The sequence below is a fragment of the Pseudoalteromonas aquimarina genome (genome assembly GCF_049257255.1).
Lineage (GTDB): Bacteria > Pseudomonadota > Gammaproteobacteria > Enterobacterales > Alteromonadaceae > Pseudoalteromonas.
Genome location: NZ_JBMMUG010000004.1, coordinates 81,218 through 104,349, shown reverse-complemented (window position 1 = coordinate 104,349; position 23,132 = coordinate 81,218). Strand labels below are relative to the sequence as shown.

21 protein-coding genes and 1 pseudogene are annotated in these 23,132 nt (G+C 38.3%); 9 read left to right on the top strand and 13 right to left on the bottom strand.

From position 1 onward, the window contains the following. Positions 1-234 precede the first annotated feature (234 nt). Together AAEU29_RS11220 and AAEU29_RS11215 are read left to right on the top strand one after the other, a co-directional pair. Positions 235-375: a hypothetical protein gene (locus AAEU29_RS11220; RefSeq protein ID WP_421973420.1), complete on the top strand. Its 141-nt coding sequence runs from the start codon at positions 235-237 to the stop codon at positions 373-375. A gap of 26 nt (positions 376-401) precedes the next feature. Further along, positions 402-542 carry a hypothetical protein gene (locus AAEU29_RS11215; protein ID WP_421973419.1) on the top strand — a complete coding sequence of 47 codons (141 nt, stop codon included), beginning with the start codon at positions 402-404 and terminating at the stop codon, positions 540-542. A 101-nt stretch (positions 543-643) separates the two neighbouring features. Here AAEU29_RS11215 and AAEU29_RS11210 read toward each other — a convergent pair whose 3' ends face one another. Next, entirely contained in the window at positions 644-2,017 is a 1,374-nt protein-coding gene (locus tag AAEU29_RS11210; protein WP_421973418.1) for a S41 family peptidase, read from the bottom strand. 214 nt (positions 2,018-2,231) lie between these two features. Between AAEU29_RS11210 and AAEU29_RS11205 the strand changes: the two genes are divergently transcribed. After that, positions 2,232-3,422 carry a DUF418 domain-containing protein gene (locus tag AAEU29_RS11205; protein ID WP_421973417.1) on the top strand — a complete coding sequence of 397 codons (1,191 nt, stop codon included), beginning with the start codon at positions 2,232-2,234 and terminating at the stop codon, positions 3,420-3,422. Between the two features lie 337 nt (positions 3,423-3,759). Next, positions 3,760-4,845 carry a M35 family metalloendopeptidase gene (locus AAEU29_RS11200; protein WP_421973416.1) on the top strand — a complete coding sequence of 362 codons (1,086 nt, stop codon included), beginning with the start codon at positions 3,760-3,762 and terminating at the stop codon, positions 4,843-4,845. A gap of 141 nt (positions 4,846-4,986) precedes the next feature. Here AAEU29_RS11200 and AAEU29_RS11195 read toward each other — a convergent pair whose 3' ends face one another. Next, positions 4,987-6,453 carry an alpha/beta fold hydrolase gene (locus AAEU29_RS11195; protein ID WP_421973415.1) on the bottom strand — a complete coding sequence of 489 codons (1,467 nt, stop codon included), beginning with the start codon at positions 6,451-6,453 and terminating at the stop codon, positions 4,987-4,989. Between the two features lie 156 nt (positions 6,454-6,609). Between AAEU29_RS11195 and AAEU29_RS11190 the strand changes: the two genes are divergently transcribed. Then, positions 6,610-8,133 carry a LytR/AlgR family response regulator transcription factor gene (locus tag AAEU29_RS11190; protein ID WP_421973414.1) on the top strand — a complete coding sequence of 508 codons (1,524 nt, stop codon included), beginning with the start codon at positions 6,610-6,612 and terminating at the stop codon, positions 8,131-8,133. A gap of 39 nt (positions 8,134-8,172) precedes the next feature. On the opposite strand, the gene AAEU29_RS11185 is transcribed toward AAEU29_RS11190, so the two are convergent. The 7 genes from AAEU29_RS11185 to AAEU29_RS11155 form a co-directional block, all read right to left on the bottom strand. Continuing rightward, on the bottom strand, positions 8,173-8,604 hold the full coding sequence (locus AAEU29_RS11185) for an acyl-CoA thioesterase (protein ID WP_421973413.1): 432 nt from the start codon (positions 8,602-8,604) through the stop codon (positions 8,173-8,175). Positions 8,605-8,696: 92 nt separating this feature from the next. Next, on the bottom strand, positions 8,697-9,101 hold the full coding sequence (locus AAEU29_RS11180; RefSeq protein ID WP_421973412.1) for a TspO/MBR family protein: 405 nt from the start codon (positions 9,099-9,101) through the stop codon (positions 8,697-8,699). Between the two features lie 256 nt (positions 9,102-9,357). Further along, positions 9,358-10,413 (bottom strand): hemin-degrading factor, encoded by a 1,056-nt coding sequence (locus AAEU29_RS11175; RefSeq protein ID WP_421973411.1) that lies wholly within the window; start codon positions 10,411-10,413, stop codon positions 9,358-9,360. A gap of 10 nt (positions 10,414-10,423) precedes the next feature. Then, the gene (locus AAEU29_RS11170) at positions 10,424-12,526 is read right to left on the bottom strand and encodes a TonB-dependent receptor domain-containing protein (RefSeq protein WP_421973410.1); all 2,103 of its coding nucleotides are present in this window, start codon (positions 12,524-12,526) and stop codon (positions 10,424-10,426) included. Positions 12,527-12,716: 190 nt separating this feature from the next. Then, positions 12,717-13,124 (bottom strand): biopolymer transporter ExbD, encoded by a 408-nt coding sequence (locus AAEU29_RS11165; RefSeq protein WP_421973409.1) that lies wholly within the window; start codon positions 13,122-13,124, stop codon positions 12,717-12,719. Continuing rightward, entirely contained in the window at positions 13,117-13,626 is a 510-nt protein-coding gene (locus AAEU29_RS11160; protein WP_421973408.1) for a MotA/TolQ/ExbB proton channel family protein, read from the bottom strand. The genes AAEU29_RS11165 and AAEU29_RS11160 overlap by 8 nt, the downstream gene beginning before the upstream one ends. A 15-nt stretch (positions 13,627-13,641) precedes the next feature. Further along, positions 13,642-14,376: an energy transducer TonB gene (locus tag AAEU29_RS11155; protein WP_421973407.1), complete on the bottom strand. Its 735-nt coding sequence runs from the start codon at positions 14,374-14,376 to the stop codon at positions 13,642-13,644. Positions 14,377-14,438: 62 nt separating this feature from the next. On the opposite strand from AAEU29_RS11155, the gene AAEU29_RS11150 reads away from it, so the two are divergent. The 3 genes from AAEU29_RS11150 to AAEU29_RS11140 are packed head-to-tail and all read left to right on the top strand — an operon-like array spanning position 14,439 to position 17,205. After that, on the top strand, positions 14,439-15,356 hold the full coding sequence (locus AAEU29_RS11150; RefSeq protein ID WP_421973406.1) for a heme/hemin ABC transporter substrate-binding protein: 918 nt from the start codon (positions 14,439-14,441) through the stop codon (positions 15,354-15,356). After that, positions 15,357-16,412: a FecCD family ABC transporter permease gene (locus AAEU29_RS11145; protein ID WP_421973405.1), complete on the top strand. Its 1,056-nt coding sequence runs from the start codon at positions 15,357-15,359 to the stop codon at positions 16,410-16,412. It begins immediately after the preceding gene. Position 16,413: 1 nt separating this feature from the next. Beyond that, on the top strand, positions 16,414-17,205 hold the full coding sequence (locus AAEU29_RS11140) for a heme ABC transporter ATP-binding protein (protein ID WP_421973404.1): 792 nt from the start codon (positions 16,414-16,416) through the stop codon (positions 17,203-17,205). 422 nt (positions 17,206-17,627) lie between these two features. Here AAEU29_RS11140 and AAEU29_RS11135 read toward each other — a convergent pair whose 3' ends face one another. Beyond that, the gene (locus AAEU29_RS11135; protein WP_421973403.1) at positions 17,628-18,575 is read right to left on the bottom strand and encodes a hypothetical protein; all 948 of its coding nucleotides are present in this window, start codon (positions 18,573-18,575) and stop codon (positions 17,628-17,630) included. 667 nt (positions 18,576-19,242) lie between these two features. Further along, a pseudogene (gene ppiC, locus AAEU29_RS11130) lies at positions 19,243-19,522 on the bottom strand (peptidylprolyl isomerase PpiC). 124 nt (positions 19,523-19,646) lie between these two features. On the opposite strand from ppiC, the gene AAEU29_RS11125 reads away from it, so the two are divergent. Further along, positions 19,647-20,408, top strand: a complete 762-nt coding sequence (locus AAEU29_RS11125; RefSeq protein ID WP_421973402.1) for a substrate-binding periplasmic protein — start codon at positions 19,647-19,649, stop codon at positions 20,406-20,408. A gap of 279 nt (positions 20,409-20,687) precedes the next feature. On the opposite strand, the gene AAEU29_RS11120 is transcribed toward AAEU29_RS11125, so the two are convergent. Further along, positions 20,688-21,134, bottom strand: a complete 447-nt coding sequence (locus AAEU29_RS11120; RefSeq protein ID WP_421973401.1) for a hypothetical protein — start codon at positions 21,132-21,134, stop codon at positions 20,688-20,690. Positions 21,135-21,136: 2 nt separating this feature from the next. After that, positions 21,137-22,669 (bottom strand): LruC domain-containing protein, encoded by a 1,533-nt coding sequence (locus AAEU29_RS11115; protein WP_421973400.1) that lies wholly within the window; start codon positions 22,667-22,669, stop codon positions 21,137-21,139. Positions 22,670-23,132: the final 463 nt, after the last annotated feature.

Below are 23,132 nucleotides of genomic sequence, written 5' to 3'. Positions count from 1 at the left end.
AAAAACTATTAACATCGCCCTTCTTTGGTATTTGTGCTCCAGATTGCGCACCTAGATTGGCTTATCAGAACAATTTAAATTTTTCGCCTTTCAAAAACACTTTATCCCCGATATTTTCCAAACATCACCTTATTTGACCAAACATCACAAAGGGCAGGATCGCAGTGCTGATTCGCCTATTCTTTAACTCAAGCAAAACGCTTTACTCAAACAAAACTGAATAGGAAACATATTATGAATACGTCAAACGCAATCGAACTTTTAATGGCAGCTGGTTTAACAACTTTTGTAGTTGCAGGTTTAGTAACCGCTGGTATGACAACAGCAATCGTAACTGGTGCAGCAATTAGCAGCGCTTATTTATTAACTAAGTAACCGATTAAAATTAAGAGATAATTCAAATGAACAATGCAAACACTTTAGATATTTTATTGGTCGCGTCACTAAGCACCTTTGTAGTTGCAGGTTTAATTACAGCGGGTATGGCAAGTGCTATTGTAACTGGCGCAGCAATTGGCGGCATTTATATGCTAACAAAATAACCTTTAGGACAGCCTATGAAGCAAACAATTAAACTGTTTTACCATTATAAAAAACAATTAAAATAAGCCTTTCCACTTTAACTGCGGAAAGGCTTTTTTGTTTAATTGGCCAATGTATTAAATTCATCCACTATTTTGTCAATTAACTGCGTTGGCTTTAGCACATCGTCTTTCAATTCTTTATCCGGAGTGACCGGTAACCCTTTTTGTGTGCCACTTGGTCTTTCTAAATAAAAACGGGGTGTTACAGCTTTTAGTTTTGAATGTGGTAGTGTAAAAAATTGAATACCCCCAGTTTGCCACGAATAGCCCGCAGACTCTTCTCCCACAATTTCAGCAAAACCAAAATCTTGCATGGTATTAGCAAATAAAATGGCCGATGAATATGTATAACCACCAACAACAACCGAAACTTTACCATTAAACTTTAACGGCTCATCTTTTACTGGTTGCTCAAAACGGTCAAACACTTTAGTAACCACCTCGCCTTCGGTTTCACCTTCATCCATATATTTTGCAATGATTTTTTTTGTATATTTACTGGTGTGTTGATAGGGCTTGTTTGCGATGTATTTTACAATACCTTGTTTCCACATATCGTCATCGCCGCCACCATTATTGCGAACATCAATAATAAGGTGCTGAATCTGTTGTTCTTTTAGCTGTTTAAAAACACTTTCAGTAAAACCATAAAAGCGTTCTTTGTCTTGCCACCAAAACTCATCAATTGTTAAAAGTGCTTGTTGCTGATTTAAAATTTCAAACTTAAACGTTTGTTCAAATGTTTTGCTGTTAAAGGATTTCGGTAAAATTTTAGCAGCTTGCATCTCAATCACTTGAGAAGATGCACCCTCTTTAATTTCAAGCTTAAAATGCTCAGTTTTATTGACGAACAACCAGTAAAAAAGTGCAAATTTGTCTGACAATAAACGCTCACGATGTTTTACAGTATCACCATACATACGTGTTATAAGAGTGTTGTAAATATCATTAATTGGCTGATCATTAATACTAATAAGCTCAGACTTAGCAAACGATGTTTCACTGCCGCCAAGTAAGCTTGCAAGGTACACTTTGCCTTTATTAACAGTCACTTCAAAAGGAAATAGCCCTTCTTTTTTAATCACTTCTTTGGCGAGCCCTTTTTGGCTACTGGTAAAAACCAACATATGCGCATCGTTAAATTGACTATTAAATTGTGCAAATTGTGACAAAAAGTCGTTTACTCGCATTGGTTTAGTAATTGATTGTTTAAAGGTATTGAGGGAATGTTCAAATGCCGTTGTGTTTCTAATTCGAATACTTAAATCGGGGTGGGTGTTATTTACAAAGTTTTGCCAAGTATTTATATCCTCTTTCATCTGCGCTGGCGTTAACATGTTTTGTAAATTTTGCGTGTGTTCACTGGCCGACCCACTGTTAGCCATAAAAGCAAAAACACATAGTAATACTAAAATTAAGCGCTTAATAATCATCTTCTTCCATTATTATTTTTATTAGAGACGCACTATTAGACGAGGATATTTTAAGAAAGGTTTAAATAAGGTTAATTTTTTAATTACCTTTTGATTACCAAGTGATGTAATCGCAAGGTTTATTACTTAAGGGGCCTATGCACAGATGGATTATGACTGGAATTAGGTATGCGACCATGTCATCATTAATAAAAAAACAATAATAATAAATACAATGAAACCTCTTCAGCGAGATCCACTGCTCGATATTTTTCGTGGCTTTGCCATTTTCGGCATCTTTTTTATTAATATCACAATTATGCACTGCTTGTTTATCAACCAAGATGCCTTTTCAAGCCAATTCCAAGATACTACGAGTGAGCTTATAAACCGGGTATTACAACTCTTTTTTTACAATAAGTTCTTCCCTATTTTCTCGTTTTTATTTGGTTTTGGTATCACTTCGCAGATCATCAAAAAGCAGTTAAATAACAAACCGTATTTGGGCTTTTTTTCGCGAAGGATGGCAGCGTTATTCGTCATTGGCTTGCTGCATATATCCTTTTTTTGGTCGGGAGATGTATTACATTTATACGCTGCTTTAGGGTTGCTTAGTTTAGCTATGGTTAGGCTAAATGTACGCGTTTTAATTTTGATTGGTGCTGGTTTATTAGTCTTTCCGTTTTATGACCATTTTGCTGAATTATTTATCGAAAACCAAGCTACACCTCTTGATAAAGGCCTATTAGCGTATGGTGAACAAGGGATTATTAGCACGCTGCGTGATGGCGCTTACTTTGAGACAATACAACTTCGTTTTCACGAATATATGGCAAACCTACCTATGCTATTGTTTTACCTTGCACCAATGGCATTTGCGATGTTTACATTAGGCATTGCAGCTGGCAAAAGTACGCTTACATTAGGTTCAAAACAATGGCTAGTCTATTTTAAAAAACCAACAATTTTTGCATTAGTTTTAACAAGTATTTACCGTGCAGTTTTCCTTTTTTGGTTACCGGAAAGCGAGCTTTATCGCCACGAGTTACTAAGGCCATTATGGTTTAAATTAATGTTTTTAAGTGATATTACCTTTGGCCTTTGTTACCTGTGGGCAATTGCTTGGCTTTGGCACCACGGCTTTATAAAAAAACTATTGATGCAATTTAGTTATGTTGGCCGCCTAGCACTAAGTAATTACATTCTTCACAGTGTAATTGGCTTGTTTTTATTCACAAATTTAGGCCTTTCGCTTTACCAAACACTGAGCCCGCTGATGTGTTTTGTTATTGCACTAATAAGCTTTGTTTTACAGTCTCTGCTGAGTAAATGGTGGCTAACACATTATCAATATGGGCCATTAGAATGGGCTTGGCGCTGCATTACTTACAAACAAAAAATGCCATTTAAGCGGAACGCCTGTTAAAACCACCAAGCTTTAGCGCAGTGACCACTTTTCTTTAGGGTGTTTAAGCTCAAAAAAGCACGGTTAACAATGAGTAAATAGCCAATTTTTAAATTGGCTATTTACCTTTCAGCTTGTATTGGTTACTTACTGTTAGGATTATAAGGCTAAGCAAAGCCGCCTTTCACTTCGACTAAAACCACTTTATTACCCTTTCCTCAGAGCTTTTTAGCTTTAACCTTGCTTAGATTTGTGAAGCAATAATAATCCTGAAAACATCAACACTTCTTTTACATTAACAATTCTGTTACATTAATTTTACCCAATGCGGGTACTTAAAATAATAACAGGAACAATTATGACAACAATCTCACGCATAATCATAACGTTAGCTGCAGTAATAAGCTTAACAATATCATCATTTGCCAATGCAAGTAATCGCTCACTTAATGTTGATTTAAACGTTAGTAGTTTAGATAACGGTAACGTACAAGCAGAGCTAATCATTACTAATAACGGTAAAGGTGTGCAAAAAATCTTAAGCTGGTATACCGATCTTGAAGAAGAAAACTTATTTGCCATCGCGCGCGACGGTGAAGTGATCCAGTTTATGGGGCCACATTACAAACGTCATGCACCATCAGATAAAGATTTTATTATGTTAAAGCCAGGCCAAAGTTTAAGTAAAACTTTTGAACTTTCTGGTCTATACGATTTCTCGCAAGCGGGTAATTATGAAGTGACATACCAAGTGAAATCGTTTGATTTATTTGGCCGTGCAACGGGTAAAGATAAACAAGCTCAGCGCCAAGTAGAGCAACTAAAGTCAAACACAGTATCGATTTGGTTTGACGGCGTATCACTAAAAGGCACATCGAATAAAGGAAAGCCAGGCGGTGGCGGCTCTACTGGTGAATGTATTGATGGCACCTGCTTTACAGGTCGTTGCGATAATAGCCAAAAGAACGACATTATGGCCGCGCTTTCAGCAGCAGATCAAATCACCAATGATTCTGTTTCATATTTAAATAGTCACAGTGCTTCAAACACATCTGCACGTTACCAAACTTGGTTTGGTACAGCGACTTCATCACGCTACAACACAGTAAGTGCTAACTTTAATGCAATTAACGATGCCATTGATAATCAACCACTTACATTTGACTGTAGCTGTAAAAAAACCTACTTCGCGTATGTTTACCCAAATCAACCGTATAAAGTTTACCTTTGCAGAGCATTTTGGAGTGCAAATGTACTAGGTACAGATTCGCGCGCAGGAACAATTGTGCATGAATTAAGTCACTTTACTGCAGTAGCGGGAACGGATGATATTGTTTATGGTCAATCTGGGGCACAAAGTTTAGCGGTTTCTGATCCTAACCAAGCAATCCAAAATGCAGATAGCCATGAGTATTTTGCAGAAAACACACCTAATCAAAACTAATTAGCAAAGATTTTGGGGTCACTAGTTGACCCCTTTTACGTTACACATTTCTTGCTAATACCTACCAACTTTCTATTCTAACAACCAAAAGCTGGCATTGGTTTTTGTTCATGCATCGAATTAAAAATAACTTTTAAAACATTATTTTCCCATAGCAAACATTAAGTTAGGTTCTGGTAGGTCAATTTTTGTTTGGGTTATTTTTTCATCCTTCATAAACGCATGCATTAACTCTAACACCTTGGGCGAAACCGTGTACAAATTGTGCCCTGCATTGTTTACTGTTACTTGAGTAAGTTTACTCAAGCCTGTAACTGATTGAATTTGCTCACTAGGGTAGGTTCTGCCATCAAGGCTACCGGTTAGCAGTAAGGTTGGCACATTACTCTTTAGCGGCGCTCTAAAGTCATCACCTAAGTCGAGTTTTTTATCGATAAGAGCTAGTGCTGGCATCGGGAAATTAAGTGCTTCACCCAATAAACTTGACATTGCTTCTACACGCACTCTCGCGAGGCGCTCATTTGAAATCCCCGACGCAACATCCATAGCAAGCGACATTAATCGAAATTGAATTTGTTCCTCTGCAAATATCCCACGACCTAAAATATTCTGTAACAGTACATAGTTGCCTTTGTCGAGGTCCTGATAAACTTGTATCAGCATTGCCAAGTATTGGTTTGGATCGGCAATCATCATGCTTGCTAGCATCTGCATATGATGTTTTTGAAAGAGTAAAGTATAAGGCTCACCCCCGCGTTTAGACACAGTCACGTTAACAGGATTAGCGGCTAATTTCATGTGTACACGTTTCATTAACTTTGGCAGATCAGGCACTTGCTGTTTCAATGCTTGTTTATTGATTATTCCTTGCACATTTGCAAAATAAGCGTCGGTTTCACTTGGTAGCTTGACTGTTTGGTCAAGCCCTTCTGCACTGGCAATAATCACTTTTTCAATTTCGTCAGGCATATATTTTAGTGCGGTCATCGCAAGGTGGCTGCCGTACGAAATACCCCAAAGAGTGACTTTCTCGGCATTTAAGTGTTTACGTAAATCACGAATATCTAGCGCATTTTGTACGCTAGTATAGCCATAAACATCAATGCCTTGCGCTTGCCAGTTTGTAAAGCATTCTTGTGCCGCTTGCTTATATCGTGCATCGACTTCTGTTTTTGAAATCACCTCGGTTAACCCAATAGTGACACTTGAAACGCATGGAGGTGCAGACTCTGATACCCCTGTGCCACGCTGATCGAGTGCAATCACGTCACCATGTTCTCTAAGTGCCATAAATAGCTCAAATCGTTTACTTTTCGCAGTGCTTATCCCCGAGCCACCAGGTCCACCTGCTAAGTACACAATGGGTGCACCATGCGACTTTGCAGTCGCAGGAAAACGCACATAATTTACGCGTATCGTTCTACTTTTCGGGTTGTTGCGGTTTTCTGGTACAAAATAGTGTCCTTCATACGCAGCCACTTTCGTCCCATTCGTTGCGGCGAACTCAATTTGCTTTTCGTTTGGAAAAACGTCAGCTGCAGTTACCGACGCTGCGCAAAATTCACTTAATAATGCAATTGTGCTTATAATAGCGAGCTTAAATTTCATAATCATTCTCCGGTTTTTTAACCTGTTTTCGTTATGTGTATTAAGCGTTAAGCTGCTGGCTCATGCCAGAAGTAACCTGTAGAAGGTATTGATTTTCATATAGATACGATAAACGGTAGTGTTTTTTCGATTAACGGTATTAAGGTAAATACTAAAATGAGTGCACAAACTCAGTGGCTGATGTCATTCTTTTTAATGTTCGCAAGTTGTATTGCTCATACTAGCGAGCTACTGCCCTTTAGCCATAATCAAGCCGTCACTGTGTGTGAACTTACAAACAACAATACCCAACCTAGATTTAATGAACCAAACTGCATTGACACAACCCTTGGACAGGTTGATCCACAAAATACTAATCTCTGGATAAAAATTTCTTTTCCATATCCAGATGCACTAAACACTATTAATAAGCCACTCGGTTTGTTTTTATTTGCGAAAAGTGCATCAAGCATTTATTTAAATGGTGAGCTACTGGGACACAATGGATTACCCGCAGTTGATAGTAAAGAAGTGGTTGGGAAAATGGACACCGTCTTTTACGTACCTGAGCAACTGCTTCGCCAATCAAGCAATGAGCTTGTAGTGAATTTGTCGGCACAACAAAGTGTTATTACTCTCAGGCACCCGATTCATTTTATTGGCTTTGGTCACTTTAAATCGCCGCAAAGTTTCATTCAAACCTTTAACTGGCTTGGCTTAATTTTGCTGGGCGCATTTTTAGTTGGTGCTGTGTATTTTTTAAAGCTCAGTTTTTCACCGGAAAACCGCTCACCATATCGCATATTTTTGTTTTTATGTTTACTCGCAGCGCTGCAACTATGCGCCGAAATATCGCGCGGTTTTATTCATTATGAATACGTTTGGCACGATATTAGATTAATTGTGGTCACAGCATGTTCGTTTTTATTTGGCCTTTGTATATTGCTTTATACATCTATGAAGATGTTTGAAAAATCAGCGTTTCATTGGTTTTACGGTGGGTTATTGATCACTTTATTGGTTGTGTTATTTGCGCCAGGATTTGATGCAAAAACCACAGCAGGTGTGTTTTTTCCGTTAATAATTGGTGTTATACAGCTGTTTATTGGTTGGTACAAAACAAAGCAACAAAACTACCTAGTGTGGCTGTTAGTTCAATTGGTGATCACCGTTAGTATTTTGCTAAGTGCGGCCAGTTTCCATGAAATCACTTACTTTATTTTTATAGGTATGTTGCTGTGTTATTTCTTTTGGCAACAGGCGTCAGAGCATCAGCATCATTTACTGATTTTGCAGCAAGAAAAAGAAAAAATCGCCAAGCTAGAATACATACTCAAGCAAAATAGTCAGCCAGCCTCAGCGCAAAAAATTGAAGTATCTATTGCAGGTAAGCTTGAATTAATCAACGTAGCCGACCTTACCTATTGTAAAGCTTCGGGCGATTACGTTGAGTTGCATTTAGTCGATAACACAGAAAAGCTTTATTCCGGCACCTTAAAACAGCTCGAAACACTCCTACCTAATGATTTTTTAAGAGTTCATCGCTCATTTGTAGTCAACTTACAACAAGTTAGCTCGCTTTCAACAAAGTCAACGAATGAAAAAGCCAATAACCACTTGGTATTAAAAAACAATGCCGAAGTGCCAGTCAGCAGGCGCCTTGTACCAAGTGTGCGAGGTTCGTTAAAATCAATAAGTTGATAAATTAATTTAAATCGTCAATAGATTGTTCGTCACTGCTTACTCATCTTTTTCGTACTGTTTTAGTACCGCTAACATTTCTTCTGAAATAGGTGATTTTTGCCCAGTTTTCATATTAAACATCACAACATTTGCGTAGCCTGTGGTGCAAATGGCTTGCTGTGATTCGCTAAACGCTTCATAGCGCATTGTAAAACGGTCACTTTTAATATCAGTAATGTATGAGCCAATATACAGAGTATCAGGAAAGGTAACTGGGCGTTTATATTGTGCGTAGGTGTCACGTAATACTGGGCTGTTAGTTGGGTCAGACAACACTGAAAGTAAACCCGTTTGTGTTAAAAAATCGATTCGCGCTGTTTCAAAATAGCGAAAATAAGACACATTGTTTACATGCCCTAACGCATCCATTTCGCCCCATACAACATTAATTTTTGTGTGAATTGGATACTTTTCGAAAAATTCCTGCATTTTGATGCCTTTATTATTTTAATGATAAAGCAGCTTACCAACTCATTGTACCAGTCACAAGCGTTAAGTGATTAGGCACTAAAAGCGCTTTTTTACCAGTTCATAATAGTGATGGAGAGCTGTAAGATTGTGGCTATTGATACCCAAATAAAATAAGGAACTTGTAACAGAGCGAGCGATTTATAATAAGGCCATATTTTGTAACTCAGCCAAATGATACTTGCCCAAACAATTACTATGTCGAGAGAAGCAAGCGGAAGGTTCCTAAGGCCAAACTGAATTGGCGTAAAAGCAATGTTAGCTACAAGATTAACTATAAAAGGAAGGGCAATTATACGCGGTAGTTTGCCTCTAAAAATTTGCACAAAAACAAATCCAAAGGTTAGCAAAATAATTGGGTAAAGGGTTTGCCAAACAAGCCCGATAAATTGCGGGGTTGGTGTCCAGGTAGGTTTTACTAATGCGTTATACCAGTCGATAAAATTACCATATTCCATAAAGTGTTATCTTCTTATTATTTACACAAAGATTACTACGAATTACAGTTTCAACCTGATCACATTTCGCCATCGATTGTGTTGCTAGTTGTTAACCTTTTAAGTGAAATGGAATTAACTTTCGAGCTGCCAAAAAACAAGCCAAATAACTAGGGCAGCTGATTTGTATTTAAAAGTTAAACAAAACCAACTGCCCTCTAATTTTGCCAATACTTACTTTAGTAAGCACTGGCTAAAATTTGTACCTTTCCTTTTGTTAACTTATCATAGCAAGCTTTTCTTCAGTCAAATTATGGCAAATTGTTTGCCATTCTTCGGTTTGCTTTTTGCCTTCCGTTCTGCGGCCAAACAGTGTCAGTACGGTCTCGCCTTGAGCGTCAAAAAACTCAATTGAGGTGACTACAGTTTCGCCATTATCTGTTGGTTTTCTTACTACAAATGCGCGATCAAATTGTTGTGCTTTTGCATGTAAGTTAAACATAGGGTCGAGCACGTTATACCACTCACCCACTTGCTTTAATGTGTTAACTTGTCCCGAATAGATTTGCACCGCGCCGTGATTACCCACGAACACCATAATTTCTTGCGCTTGCGCTTTCACTGTTTCAAGCACCTCAGGTAATACAGTGCTTGGGATTTCATAACTCCATGGCGAACCCACTAACTCTAAAGCCTGAACACGGCCAAGATTATGCGTATCAAGCAATTTAGGAAACAAGTGAACATCTTCAAGTTTTGCCCATGCGGCTCTAAACGCAACGAGTTCTTCTTCACTCGGTATACGCAAAAGCTGAGTTGGCTTTTCTTCTGATGTAACAGTTAGTTTATAAGCCGGTACCTTAAAGCGCTCTTTCAAATTAACCAATTCAGACATGTTTGATTGTGCTGTGGTAAACACTTTATGAACGGCTTTACCCGCAATATCAAAAAACTGAATACTTGAGTGATTTTCAGATTCAACCAAAAATACACTGTGCCATTTATGTAAAAACAATCTTAAATCAATGCCACCTGGGTTAATGGCAACGCCCATTAAGCTATCATTACGCTCTGAAATGTAGAGTTTTTCATAAACCCCTTTAATTTCATTTACAACATGGTTATTACGGGTAAGCGCCATCACATGGCCAAGCTTTTTAAACGTCTTTAAAATTTCTGGGATTTTAGTTGGGTCTAAACTCGTTACATTTATACCAACCATGGCGTTAAGTAACTCAGCTTCACTAACACCCAATTTTTCTGCAGCATCTACTGCTCTTAATCGTGGCGTTTCAGCTTGAAGCTGTTGGTAGTTTTCAAGTAATGTATTCATGTGACTTCTCCTAAAAACGCCAGCTAACTTGCGTTTTAATATTACGGCCTAAACCGTAATCACCAATGCCGCCACCGGTGCCAGCCATAAGCTTGTACTCTTTATTAAATAAGTTATCGACCGCAACACGTAGGTTCAATTTGTCAGTCAGCGACCAATTAGCATACAAGTCAACCAATACGTAGCTATCTTGAGTTTGTGTTTCATATGAACGGGTTGCACGGTCATACACTTGTACATCACGGGCAGCATTGTGCGTTATTTGAGAACCAATACGTAATGCGTTATCAAGTGCAAACATACCTGCATCTAATGCCACTTTATCTGCTGGTAAATACCACAACGGCTCACCTTTGTGATCTTCGCCATCAATATTGCTGTAAGTTAAATTGCTATAGAGCATGGTGGTGGCAAAGTTGACTTCAAACTCAATACCGTCGCGGTCATTACTAGCGCGATTTGCATATCTTGGTGCAGGTAGCGGATTCGCTGCTTCACTGGTAACTGAGGTAATTTCATCATCAACATTGATATCAAAATAGATAAAGCGTGCAGTTAGCGAGTCGTTGTCTGTAATAAGATTTTTGGCATCAAAGGTCATGCCTACTTCAGTGTTATCACTGTATTCAAGGCCTAAGTCCCATGCTGGTTGACGGCCGCCATATTGGTCATATAGCTCATCCAATAACGGTGCGCGAAAACCTGATTGGCGATTGGCAAATACAGCAAAGTTTGAATTAACCTGATAACTCAAACTAATGGCAGGCGCCCAGTCGCTGTGTGATACCTCTGTTTTAAGGCTACTATATTGCCCTGCAAATTTAGCAGTTGGTTTACTTTTATAGTGCTCATAACGAACACCCGCAATAACTGTTAAGTCAGCTAATTTAAATTCGTCTTGGATATATAGGCCGGTACGCTTTTGTGTGCCGCCCGGTTGAGAGGTCATTTCAGATTTTCGCGGTGTATCACCATACTTCACGCAGCGGTATGTTTGATAATCCACTTCTTCACAAGGCAAGGCTGTTTTTTCACCGATACGTTCTTGATCTGTGTATTGCACACCATAAGTTAAAGTATGCCCGCTTAAGCGCGAGTTATTCATCACATCTAATGTGGTGATGTTATATTCGTAATTTGACTCAATGCCAATAAAATCGGCAAGCATGCCTTCACCATCCGACTCAGTCACATGGCTGTTTGAAAAGCCAAGTTTCATTGTTAAGTCAATCAACGGATTGTTTTCAGGCATTAATTCATAACTGACGTTAGCAGTGGTTTGCTCAACTTCGCGATAAACCGTTCCCCATGCGCCGGGATCGGTTGTATTAAATTCTGTACGTTGACTATCTTCGGTTTGCGAAAAACTCGCGCCAACAATAGATTCATCTGTTAAGAAATACTCACCTTTAAATAATAAAGACGTATTTTTAACTGCTGAATTGTCTAAGGTCTCATCATTAGAGAGTTCAAAGTCGTCACTATCACGTTTGATAACCGCAGCCAATAAATCGAGTGATTCTGTTGGCCTTGCAAACGCATACACACTGCCGTTTTTTTGTTCGTTATTACTGTCGTAACCCAATTTAACTAACGCGCCAGCTGTTTCACCTTCGCTTAAAAAATCAGCCGCATCTTTAAGTTCCAGCTGTACAACACCACCAAGTGCGCCACCACCATGTAAAACCGTGCTGGTACCACGTTTAATACTGATTGTGCGATAAAGTTCTGGGTCGGTAAATAAGCTGCCCATGCGATACTTTTCGAACGTTTGTACCATGCCATCTACGGTCACCAGTACATCTTCTGCATCACTAAAACCACGAATATTGAACTTATTACCTGTGGTGCGAGGGCCGCCACTTGCACTCACGTTTGGGATCATATCCAGGGTGTCAAAAATGTTATTTGCTAGTTTTTTCTCAACATCTTCTGAAGAAATAACATTAACCGCTTGTGCCGAATGTAACACTGACTTTTCAGTTCGAGTTGCTGTTACAGTGACCGCATCTAATGAAGTTTCAACTAAGTTAGAGTCTTTTTTAAGTGCATTTGCATGCAACATTGTTGGCAATGTTGCAGCAATAGAAAGACAGATAAGAGATAAACGCATGAGTTACTCCAAAGTATAATTATTCTTACGCCGTAAACTTTAAAAGTCCCTTTAAATTCAGCGATGGCTTTTGATAATCCAATGTTTGTAAGTGCAAAACCCTTGCTGATAAAAACAACAAACATTCAATATGCTTTAATTAATTTACGGGTGGGGACTATAACACAACAAATCTAAATGATAACTGTTTTTATTCGTGTTCAATCAATATATTTGCAATTGCGATGTTTTGCTGGCTTAACGCTGCCAGGGTTTGTACTAAATACTCACTCGGTACTCGCTTATCCACTGCTATAAAAACAGGCGTAGCAGTTGCGTTATGTTCAAGTGCACCGATAACATGATCTAACGTACTAAATGGTTGATCATCCAAAGCAAATTTCACTTTATTTTGTTCATGGATAAGGCTTATTACTTTTGGTTTTTGCTCAATAACTGTATTAGCGCTTTCGCCAACCATAGGTAACGTAACTTCCATTACATTTACTTTTACCGCGACGCTTAACAGTAAAAACACCAGCACGATAAACAGCACATCCAATAGCGCGGTAAGATCTGCCATCATGTTTTGTGCTTTTACTTTTGGTAATTCAAGCATTGGCAGCACCCTTTTCATGCCAAGTTTGGTTAATGAAAATCGTTAGTTCACCTTGCATTCTTTCAACTAATGCTTGTGCGAGTCCGTAGAGTAATAAACACGGCATCGCAATGGCTAATCCTGCCATGGTCGAGTACATCGCTTCCCATAAGCCATCGGCGAGTAATGCTGGAGTTACCGCTTGCTCACTTTGTGCAATGCTTTGAAACATCACAACTAAACCCCAAACTGTACCAAAGAGCCCCATCAACGGGCTTAGCGTGCCAACTAAACTTAAAAAGGCTAAGCGTTTGCGCCACAACATTACTTTTTGCTGCAATGATATTTGTGCAAGTTCCAGTAATGAAAACTGATAATCGACTTTTTTAGTTAGGATTTTACGTACATCTAACCAGGCACAGGTTAACACTACCGTGCGTTCTAAAATGACCGCCGTGGCAAAAATCGATATGACAATAAATGGCCAAAGCATTGGGCCTAATTGTTGCAAATAGGTATGCATTTTTTCCTCTGTAAATTACGAAAGTTTGAATTCGATAGGCACGGTAAATCTTGCCCTTACCGCTTGTTGGCCTTGTTTAAAAGGGTGAAATTGCCACTGTTTGACATTGTTAATCGCCGCTTGATCTAAACTTTTATAGCCACTGCTTTTCACTACAGATAATTTGACGATATTGCCTTGTTTATCGAGCTCAATTGCCAGCAAACTCACACCTTGATGCCCGCGTCGTTTGGCTTTTAACGGGTAAATCAGTTCAGGCCTTGGGCTTTTAAAGAGCGCGGGTTTATCAAGCTCAACAAACTCATCCACTTGATTATCTTGTTGTGATTTGTGCTTAGCACTTGCTAGCTGCTCTGTTTGTAATTGTTTTGCTGGACTTGGCTTTTTAGGCGCAACTTCTTTAGGCTTATTAACGTTTGGTTTCACCTGTTCTTTTGGCGGTGTTTCGGGGGCTTTAACAATGGCTTTAGCTTCATTAAGGCTTATTTTATCTGGTTTACTGGTGGCTTTTGCTGCTTTCGCAATTCGCAGAGTTTTACCATTAAATTCAGTTTTATGTTGATTTTGCTTTACTGTTTTGACCAGCGGCTCAGCCACAGGTGGTGTCAGTGATAACTGCATCACTTTTACTTTGCGATCTAACACTTGCGCTTTAACCCCAGAAACTGAAACCATTGATTCTGTTGGCTTTGCAAGCCATGCAGCAAGGTGCAAAAGTGCTGAAAATAACAAAAAAGCAAGAAACTTCATTTGATTAATCTAAATACTAACTGTTATCATTTGCATTAAATGTTACTGTTTTTGGAATTACAATGAAAGTATCTATACAACGATTTTTTAAATTAAATGTTTGGTTGTTATTGTTCGCACCGCTCTTAAGTAAGGCCGCTCTAGACATTGAGCGGATCGTGGTTTCAGGGGGGTCTATCACCGAAATCATATATGCATTTAATGAACAGCAGCGCATCGTAGGTGTTGATAGCACCAGCGTTTTCCCAGCTGATGCCACTTCAAAACCGCAAGTGGGTTATGTTCGCCGCATTAATGTTGAAGGCATTTTATCGCTAAGCCCAGAGTTGTTGCTCGGCGAAGCCGACACAGGCCCCGAAAAGGTACTAAAACAACTGCAAAGTACCGGCTTAAAAACGCATATTTTTAATGAAGATGACAATCTCAAAGGCATAGAAAACAAAGTCGCAAAAATAGCCCAGTTACTCAATGTAGAAGAAAAAGGGCAACAACTGATTGATCATATTACAAAAGATAGAAACGCACTTTCGCATTTACTATCTCAAGTAACGAGCAAACCTAACGTGTTATTTGTTTTAAACTTACGAAGTGGGCAGCCCATTGTGTCAGGCGCAGGCACATCTGCTCATGAAGTTCTCACAGCAGCGGGAGGCAATAATATTGCTGCAGCACACTTTACCGGCTGGAAGCCGCTTTCTACTGAAGCTGCAATGGCGATGAGCCCAGATTTTATTATTGCAATGGGCAGGCATGGTCAAGATAAAGTGGCAGACCTAGCCAGCATCCCTCATTTTAAATTTTCAAACGCTGTTAAAAATAATCAAGTGCTTATTTTTGATGGTTCTTATTTATTGGGTATGGGTCCTCGAACACCACAAGCGGTAACTGAGCTTGCATCAAAGCTGCACCCTAATGCGCAGCTTCCTTATGGTTATCAATTCAGTGCCTTACAAAGTGCACCAAAAACTGAGTCTTTGTAAATGTTAGTGCTTAATCAGTCACTTATCCCGGAACAAACCGCACGAAAGCTGTTAATCAGCTTTCTTGTAATGAGCTCAGCTAGCGTAGCCCTATTTGCGTTAGCGCTTGGCGGTGTAGATATTGAGTTAGCACGACTATTCGCAATTTTATCTAACCCCGATGCGACAAGTTTAGAGCACGTTGTTATTTGGCAAATACGTTTGCCACGCTTGGTGTTAGCTATGTTTGTCGGTGCAGGTTTGGCGGCATGTGGCGCTGCCATGCAAGCAATCTTCAGAAACCCACTCGCCGACCCTGGTTTAATTGGCATTTCAAGTGGCGCTGCATTGGGTGCCATTGCGACTATTGTTCTTGGCTCAACACTACTTAGTGGCTTTGTTGAAAACTACGGTATTTACGCAGTGCCCCTTGGTGCATTTATTGGCTGCCTTGCAATTTGCGCGATTATTTATCGCCTTTCCAGTAATGGTAATCGTTTTACCATCGTAAGTCTGTTACTGGCTGGCATTGCCGTTAACGCGATTGTTGGCGCCGTGATTGGAATTTTGACAATGATCAGTTCCGATGAACAACTGCGGGATCTGACATTTTGGAGCATGGGCTCACTTGCTGGTAATAGCTTTAAGATGATCGTTCCTGCTTTATGTTTAATTGTGCTGTGTTGTATTGGTATTGCTAGATTAGCACAGCCATTAAACCTCTATTTACTTGGTGAGCAGCAAGCAAAACATTTAGGCATAAATGTTATTTCCCTAAAACAACAGGTCTTTATTTACACCGCGCTTTGCACTGGTGCTGCTGTGGCAATTACAGGCATTATTGGTTTTATTGGCTTTATCGTGCCGCATATTGTGCGCTTACTTTTAGGCCCTGATCATCGCTATTTATTACCTGTATCGATGTTAGGTGGCGCTATGTTACTTAGCCTCGCCGATATTTTAGCGCGCACTTTGATTTTGCCTTCAGAGTTGCCAATAGGCTTAATCACCAATGCCATAGGCGGCCCATTTTTTCTTGTAATGTTATTTAAAACCTACCGTATTAAGGAGCTATGAAATGTTACGAGGCAAAAATATTTCAATAAACATTGGTAATAAAACCTTGTTAAGCAATGCATCCATCGAGGTAACGCAAGGTGAAATGGCTGTTGTTTTAGGGCCAAATGGTGCGGGTAAATCAACCTTACTTAAAGCCTTATGTGGTGATATTGCTATTAGTGAAGGGGCTGTAAGCTATCAAGATAAAGCATTAGAAAGCTACAGCAATGATAGTTTGGCAAAAATGCGCGCTGTGCTCACGCAAAATTATGACTGCGAGTTTCCCTTTAGTGTGCAAGAAATTGTCGATATGGCGCACTATGTTCATCAAAATGATTATAGTAAATCTGAGCTTGCGGCGTTTTCAAAGCAGGCAATGGCACAATTGCATGTAGGCCATTTAGCAAAACAAGCTTTTCCGAGACTCTCTGGAGGTGAAAAGCAGCGCGTGCAATTTGCTCGTGTACTTTGTCAACTATTGCCAATTTTAGAAAAGCAAAAACCCTGTTATTTGTTAATTGATGAACCAACAGCGAGCCTTGATCTCTATCATCAGTATCAAGTGATGCATTTGGCAAAAGAGGTGGCAAAGATGGGCGCAGGCGTTGTTGCCGTAGTGCACGATTTAGCATTAGCAGCAAGTTTTGCCAACACCGCTTATTTGCTCGAAAACGGTAAAATTGTTGCTTATGGCAACCCTAAAAATGTGCTTAATGAACCCCAGCTAAAAAATACTTACGGTATTTCAGCACATTTAGCTGCCAGTGACGGTTTTTTACCTAACTTACGTGTTGCCGCACACTTCGGCTAAGTTTTAGCTATTTGGGGCAATTATGAACTCTGCCCTATTAACTTATTTATGCTTATTTAGTCGGGATAAGTTGCTTTTAGCAAGTCTTATCCTGACACAATTTAAGTGCACATCATGACTTTGGCGAGATTATCACATTGCACAAAATCACCTTTTTAATGCCTAAACCAGTTCTATACCAATTCTGTTTAATATGCGATCAAAGATAGTTCTGAATAAATGAAATGATAACAAGGTTAATTTTGCTTATGTAGTTGTTCTACATCGTTAAATTTAAACGCCGTTAGCAAAATATTTAGTCCGCAATAATCTTCAGCTATTTAAATGAATTGTTATTATTCTGACATAAAGCAAATAACCATTCGTTTTGCCCGCATTGATCATTTGCTTTATTACGAGTCACTAATTTTTGAGTGTTTTTACTAGCGCCTTAAACGCATCAGCTTCTGATTTGCGATATATTGCTCGTATTGTGATGATGTGAGTGTTTGTTTCAAAAATGCTTTGAGTTCACGTTGTGAAAGTGGTCTATCATATTTCATTGCTGCCATTCGACCTTGATATGCACCTAGTTTTACCGAATCTAAATCAAGCACTTGGCTATTTATGTAGTCGGCTATTTCTAACTTTTTGTATTCCTCCAAACCATCAATAAACACTGAAACCTCGCGCATTCTGCGAGCTTTAGTTGTGTCGTAGTGGTTTTGTACTTTTTGCTTTTCATAGTTGCGGTACTTTTCGACACTTTCTGGCGACAGCGCGCTTACAACCTGAGTTTCAAATTGCTGTAAGATATCTTTTTCGATTTGCATGCGCCTTTCTAAAAGCGCTTTTTTATCACTTGATGACAGGTGTAATTCTGAGTTTTTTGTTTGCGCGTAGTAATCTTCTTTGTTTTGTTTTTCTGCTTGTTCCCTTTCTAATAAAATCTTATTCAGGGCTTCAAATTCTTCACGAGATAGGCCAATAGCTCCTGCAATTTCATCACTTAACGCACCAATCTTATCTAACATTCTTTGTTCGGCAAGGTTTTCATCTTGATAGCTGTATAGCTTTTTACGTAATGCTTTTGCTCTTTCTAGGTTGATTTTATGTTGCGCTTGTTCTTCGACTTGTTCTTTAAGCTCGTTCAACTGTGTTTCAACCGCCTCACAATTAACTGCGTCACCTGTTTTTATTTCAGTTATCGGCTGAATGGATATAGGTTCTTTAGAATGATTGGTTTGTACATTAGTAATGGCTGCTGCTTCAAACTCATCACTTTTGAGCGGCGCTATTTGAGTATTTGGTTCAGCAAATAACGCATGTGCTAAGGCGCCAAAAGCAAACAGCGCAATTGAATAAATTATAGTAAAAATAGGCTTATTCATTTTCGTCCCTGACTTTATTTTTATAAATATTGTTTTAGCGCAACATTATATTTTTTATTAATTGGATCAAGGGTAAAACTGAAAATAGAGATAAAATCGACATTAATTCAACAAATTAGTCAGGGTTCATCAGATTGCTTTTGGCAGGGGTCGCACTTTGGTTTATGTAAAGCATTAATAATATCGCAGGCGCTGCTAAAACTGCCCCCACAATCATCACTAAGCAGATTGATAAGAAACCCAAAATTAAACCAGACCGCTTCAATTTATGAGTTATCACAAGCGACTTAGACCACCGATAACCTATTTTAAAATAGAGTACCCAAGCAGAAATTAATACGCTTAAATATAAACAACCAACGACAAACAAACTCACTTGTTAAACATCAAAAAAATCTGTCTTTATTGCAGATTCATACAACTCAAACCCCATTTTGGCAGTCATCACAATCGCACCTAATGACAAAAGGGTGCATAAAATAAAGATAAACAACTTCAAATTAACATCCATTTAAATTTAGTAAATATAACAATATATTAGGTGTGCTTTTGCTAAGCCCACTTCCGTGATTTACTATTATATTTTTTCAATAACAGAAATATTATTCCTTAGTGTTTTCATATTTTACAGATTAGCCATGTTTTAAGTGCCAAATGGTGCTTACGTTTAAGTTCGGTACAACACTTTAATAATATGCCAACCGAATTTGGTTTTAACTAATTGTGGAGTGAGCACTTCGCAAGAAAAACACACTTTATCAAATTGAGGCACCATAGTGCCGCGTTTAAACTCTCCTAAATCACCACCCTTCTTACCCGATGGGCAATTAGAATATTTCTTTGCCAAAGTTTGAAACTTAGCACCTTTTTTTTAACTGAACAAGAATGTCTTCTGCTTGTTCTTTATGTTTCACCAATATGTGTAATGCGTGAGCTGTGCTTGCCATATTTCGCAATTCTCGCTATTTAGAACCATCTTTTACAATGGTGTAATAATACACGAATGCATAGCGAAAGATGAGGTTTTAGCCTAATCTAAGTCTAGTTAGATAAAAAGGTACAAACGCAAATATGGAAAAGCTAAAACAACAAAAAGGGTATTTTGCAGGTATGTATTCACTACTTTTTATAGCCGTAGTCTTTTCCAATCAAGTCTATGCTGAGCAACTATCAATTTCTGTTGGTTGGAACAAACCACCCTATGTTATTGAAGAAACAAACTCCGGCTTTGAGTTAGAAATGGTGTCTGACATTTTTAACAATATGGGGCATTCTGTTAGTTACGTTTATGTGCCATTTGGTCGCTCAAATACCCTTATCAAAGTTAACAAAGTAGATGCTGCGTTAACAATGAATGAGCACATGGAAACAACAAATTTAGTGCTGAGCGAGCCTTATATTTCATATCAAAATGCTGCTATTAGCTTAAAAGGCCGCAGTATTAAAATTTACTCGGTAGCTGATTTAAAACGTTTTTCCATTGTTGCATTCCAAAATGCTTCTGTTGTGCTAGGAAATGAATATCGCCGAGTAACAAAAACCAGTCCGCTATATTTAGAACTGCCAGATCAGCGCAAGCAAGTTGAAATGCTGTTAAAAGGCAAAATCGACCTTGTTGTCATGGACATTAATATTTTTAACTATTTAAGTACCGAACTTATCGGTGCATCGCATATTAAAAATGTTGATATTCATCGGCTTTTTCCAAAAACCAACTACCATATCGCATTTACAGATAAAAAGTTGCTACATGCATTTAATAAAGCCATGAAAGCATATAAACAATCTGATGATTACACTAAGCTAGTCGCAAAATATGAGTTTTTATATTGAAGAATTTAACTGAAATTTATGTTTATTTCTGTAAAGCAATTAATTAAACAAGGAATTGAGATGAAATATATCTGATAATAAAACTGTCTGAGCGCGAAAGTGTTAAGTTATTTAGCAAAAACTACTCAGAAAAGCAGAGCCGTTCTCTTCAATAAATTTATTCTAATAGAAACCAATCTCCTTTCACTCAACATAGATGAATTATTAAAATAAAAAACCCATTGCTAAATAAAAGCAATGGGTTTAAGAATTAAAACTAATTAATAAGAAAATCTAGATTTATAAATCTACCAGAATTTCTTGATTGTTAGTAATATTAATTTTTTTGTATACATTAACACCACTTGGTGCTGAAGGGGCGAACTCTACAACAACATACTCTTGAGAAGCTAACATTTGAAAATCAAATGACAAAGTTTCAGCTGGTGAGAAACTAGCAAGTAGCGTAGTTGGATCTGGGTAATAATCGCCAGTTTTCTCATCAAAAAATTCATATGTTGAATAAATTCTTACTACACCCTCTTCAGAAGGCAGACTATTTAACGTAAGCTTTTTATTAAGATCAACTTTAAAGTTAAAATCAGCAGGAGCTTCAATTGCTGCTGTACCAGTAACTAATACCGGCTCTTCAGTATTTGGCAGAGTTTCTGTTGTTGTACCACCACATGCTACCAGAGTAATCGAAGCCGCCATCAAAACTAAAGTACTTTTAATAGTATTACGCATTTTTAATTCCTTTCAATCACTGAACCAGTTGTAGCATTTTCAACTTTATACCATTGAGTATTTGTAAGACCACTGCTTGTAACCCATTGAACGAATTGAGGATAAGCAACAGAAATATCAATTTTCTCTTTAGGTACAAACACCTTGTCAGCAATATTTACAGCCCAAGGCATATTATTACCGTTTACAAAACTATTAACAGCGTTAGACTTATCGTCTTGAGTGCCCATATATGAGCTATTAAACAAAGATGTACCTGAGAATTCTTTTAGGTGCACTTCCCAGCCACGACTTTCGTAGCCACCATGAGGCTGACCATCTATTGCAAAAATAAATGGGTCAAAAGGAGGCAAACCTACAACGTCTTTAGAAACTGGAGTGTTAAACTCAATTGATAGGCTGTAATTCATGCAATCAAAGTCTCTAGCACACTCAGTATCAAGCTCAGCTTTTAAGTCAGGAGAAAATATAATTACTAATTCTGACGCAGCACCTTCAATTACAGGATGAGATACAGGTGAGCCGTTACGCATAAGTGAAACACTTTTAACATTAGCTTTATCAACACCAGGTAAGTGAAGAGCAAAACCACTGTGGTAACTCGCACCGTATGAAATTAGTTTAAAGTTACCTGATAACTTTGATAAGTTGTCTGCACCAACTAAAAAGCGTTGCATATTATATTCAATACCGATGTCGTTGAAGTCATAATCCCCCATTGACGGCCATAAATCTTCAAATAATAGCGTCGCTTTACCAGTTAATGATGGATAATTAGTCACACCACCACCTGAACCACCTGATGGTGGTAATGGTGTAGTGCCAGGAATAACGGCTTCATATGGCGTTACATTTAAGCTCATTAAAAGGTCGTTATAATCTTTATCACCACCACCTAGAATGTCTTCAAAGCCTAGAACAAAGAATTCATTTAATTCATCTAAAAACATCACAGTTTGTGGAAGGGCTGGAGAGTTCAAATCACGATGAGTATATACTTTAGCATTTTCAAATTTTACATCTGGCCCAGTGTAGCCATAACCGTTTTGAATCAACACAAAGCCTAGGCCCTGACCTGCGCGCAATTGAACTTTAAGGTCAACTGTGTCGCCCTCAACCAATTCACCACCAGAAGGTTTTGAAGCATTTGGAAAAACAATAACATGCTCCAGAATATCACTTGGTGTCATTGGTGGAGCATCAATATCATAAATGTAGTAAGCAAGTGAATTTTTAAAACCTGCTCCTTCATTTAAGAAAGTTAAATCTACTGTGGCGTAACCAGTAAAATCGCGACGAATTTCAATATTACTACGTACATCACTTGCAACTAGAGCTGGGTTAACAGGCGTTGACTCAGGTAGTACAGAGTAGATGTGATTTAGTGTATCACGCGGTAGTATTGAACTAATATTTACACGATTTAGCGGTGCGCCATTTGCGCTATATCCTGTAGCTTGATCTTCGAGGTATACAAAACTACTGGCATTAACAGTGCCTGCTAGTAATAACCCCGATATACCCAATAATTTCATATTATTCCCTATGAATTAAAAAAATTAGGGTAAATGTTACACGATACATGCACACTAATCCATACTATCTTATTACTTTTTTATCACACTTTATTACATGAAAAATTTTGATAAACGTTATTCTTTTAAAAACCACTTGATAAGGTATGAATTGCATATATGCATCAAATAACTTTTGTATTTACAGATCAAAATTAGCTTTTTAAAAATACCCATTCAAGGTACCTCAGTGCTAGCATTGATGGTTATTATATTTAGATAGTAAGCTAATAGCTAGCTCACCTTTAGAAGTCAAAACAATCACTTAAAAAAGCAAGATTCAATAAGTTCATATAGAGAAAAAAGAACAAAAGATCGTATATTTAAAATGTATAAAGTTAGTTCAATTTTATATTGAAAAGCTGACTGTTGAAGAGCTAAACAACCAGCCTTTTAACACAGGTAAGCCTTAAAACTCTCGCCA

Excerpts from the sequence above, each read along its gene's own strand:
- AAEU29_RS11185 (WP_421973413.1), bottom strand. The coding sequence starts at position 8,604 with ATGCAGGAATTTTTCGAAAAGTATCCAATTCACACAAAAATTAATGTT.
- AAEU29_RS11200 (WP_421973416.1), top strand. The coding sequence starts at position 3,760 with ATGACAACAATCTCACGCATAATCATAACGTTAGCTGCAGTAATAAGC.
- AAEU29_RS11205 (WP_421973417.1), top strand. The coding sequence starts at position 2,232 with ATGAAACCTCTTCAGCGAGATCCACTGCTCGATATTTTTCGTGGCTTT.
- AAEU29_RS11180 (WP_421973412.1), bottom strand. The coding sequence starts at position 9,101 with ATGGAATATGGTAATTTTATCGACTGGTATAACGCATTAGTAAAACCT.
- AAEU29_RS11170 (WP_421973410.1), bottom strand. The coding sequence starts at position 12,526 with ATGCGTTTATCTCTTATCTGTCTTTCTATTGCTGCAACATTGCCAACA.
- AAEU29_RS11165 (WP_421973409.1), bottom strand. The coding sequence starts at position 13,124 with ATGCTTGAATTACCAAAAGTAAAAGCACAAAACATGATGGCAGATCTT.
- AAEU29_RS11135 (WP_421973403.1), bottom strand. The coding sequence starts at position 18,575 with ATGAATAAGCCTATTTTTACTATAATTTATTCAATTGCGCTGTTTGCT.
- AAEU29_RS11215 (WP_421973419.1), top strand. The coding sequence starts at position 402 with ATGAACAATGCAAACACTTTAGATATTTTATTGGTCGCGTCACTAAGC.
- AAEU29_RS11150 (WP_421973406.1), top strand. The coding sequence starts at position 14,439 with ATGAAAGTATCTATACAACGATTTTTTAAATTAAATGTTTGGTTGTTA.
- AAEU29_RS11160 (WP_421973408.1), bottom strand. The coding sequence starts at position 13,626 with ATGCATACCTATTTGCAACAATTAGGCCCAATGCTTTGGCCATTTATT.
- AAEU29_RS11145 (WP_421973405.1), top strand. The coding sequence starts at position 15,357 with ATGTTAGTGCTTAATCAGTCACTTATCCCGGAACAAACCGCACGAAAG.
- AAEU29_RS11125 (WP_421973402.1), top strand. The coding sequence starts at position 19,647 with ATGGAAAAGCTAAAACAACAAAAAGGGTATTTTGCAGGTATGTATTCA.
- AAEU29_RS11155 (WP_421973407.1), bottom strand. The coding sequence starts at position 14,376 with ATGAAGTTTCTTGCTTTTTTGTTATTTTCAGCACTTTTGCACCTTGCT.
- AAEU29_RS11195 (WP_421973415.1), bottom strand. The coding sequence starts at position 6,453 with ATGAAATTTAAGCTCGCTATTATAAGCACAATTGCATTATTAAGTGAA.
- AAEU29_RS11210 (WP_421973418.1), bottom strand. The coding sequence starts at position 2,017 with ATGATTATTAAGCGCTTAATTTTAGTATTACTATGTGTTTTTGCTTTT.
- AAEU29_RS11115 (WP_421973400.1), bottom strand. The coding sequence starts at position 22,669 with ATGAAATTATTGGGTATATCGGGGTTATTACTAGCAGGCACTGTTAAT.
- AAEU29_RS11140 (WP_421973404.1), top strand. The coding sequence starts at position 16,414 with ATGTTACGAGGCAAAAATATTTCAATAAACATTGGTAATAAAACCTTG.
- AAEU29_RS11190 (WP_421973414.1), top strand. The coding sequence starts at position 6,610 with ATGAGTGCACAAACTCAGTGGCTGATGTCATTCTTTTTAATGTTCGCA.
- AAEU29_RS11175 (WP_421973411.1), bottom strand. The coding sequence starts at position 10,413 with ATGAATACATTACTTGAAAACTACCAACAGCTTCAAGCTGAAACGCCA.
- AAEU29_RS11220 (WP_421973420.1), top strand. The coding sequence starts at position 235 with ATGAATACGTCAAACGCAATCGAACTTTTAATGGCAGCTGGTTTAACA.
- AAEU29_RS11120 (WP_421973401.1), bottom strand. The coding sequence starts at position 21,134 with ATGCGTAATACTATTAAAAGTACTTTAGTTTTGATGGCGGCTTCGATT.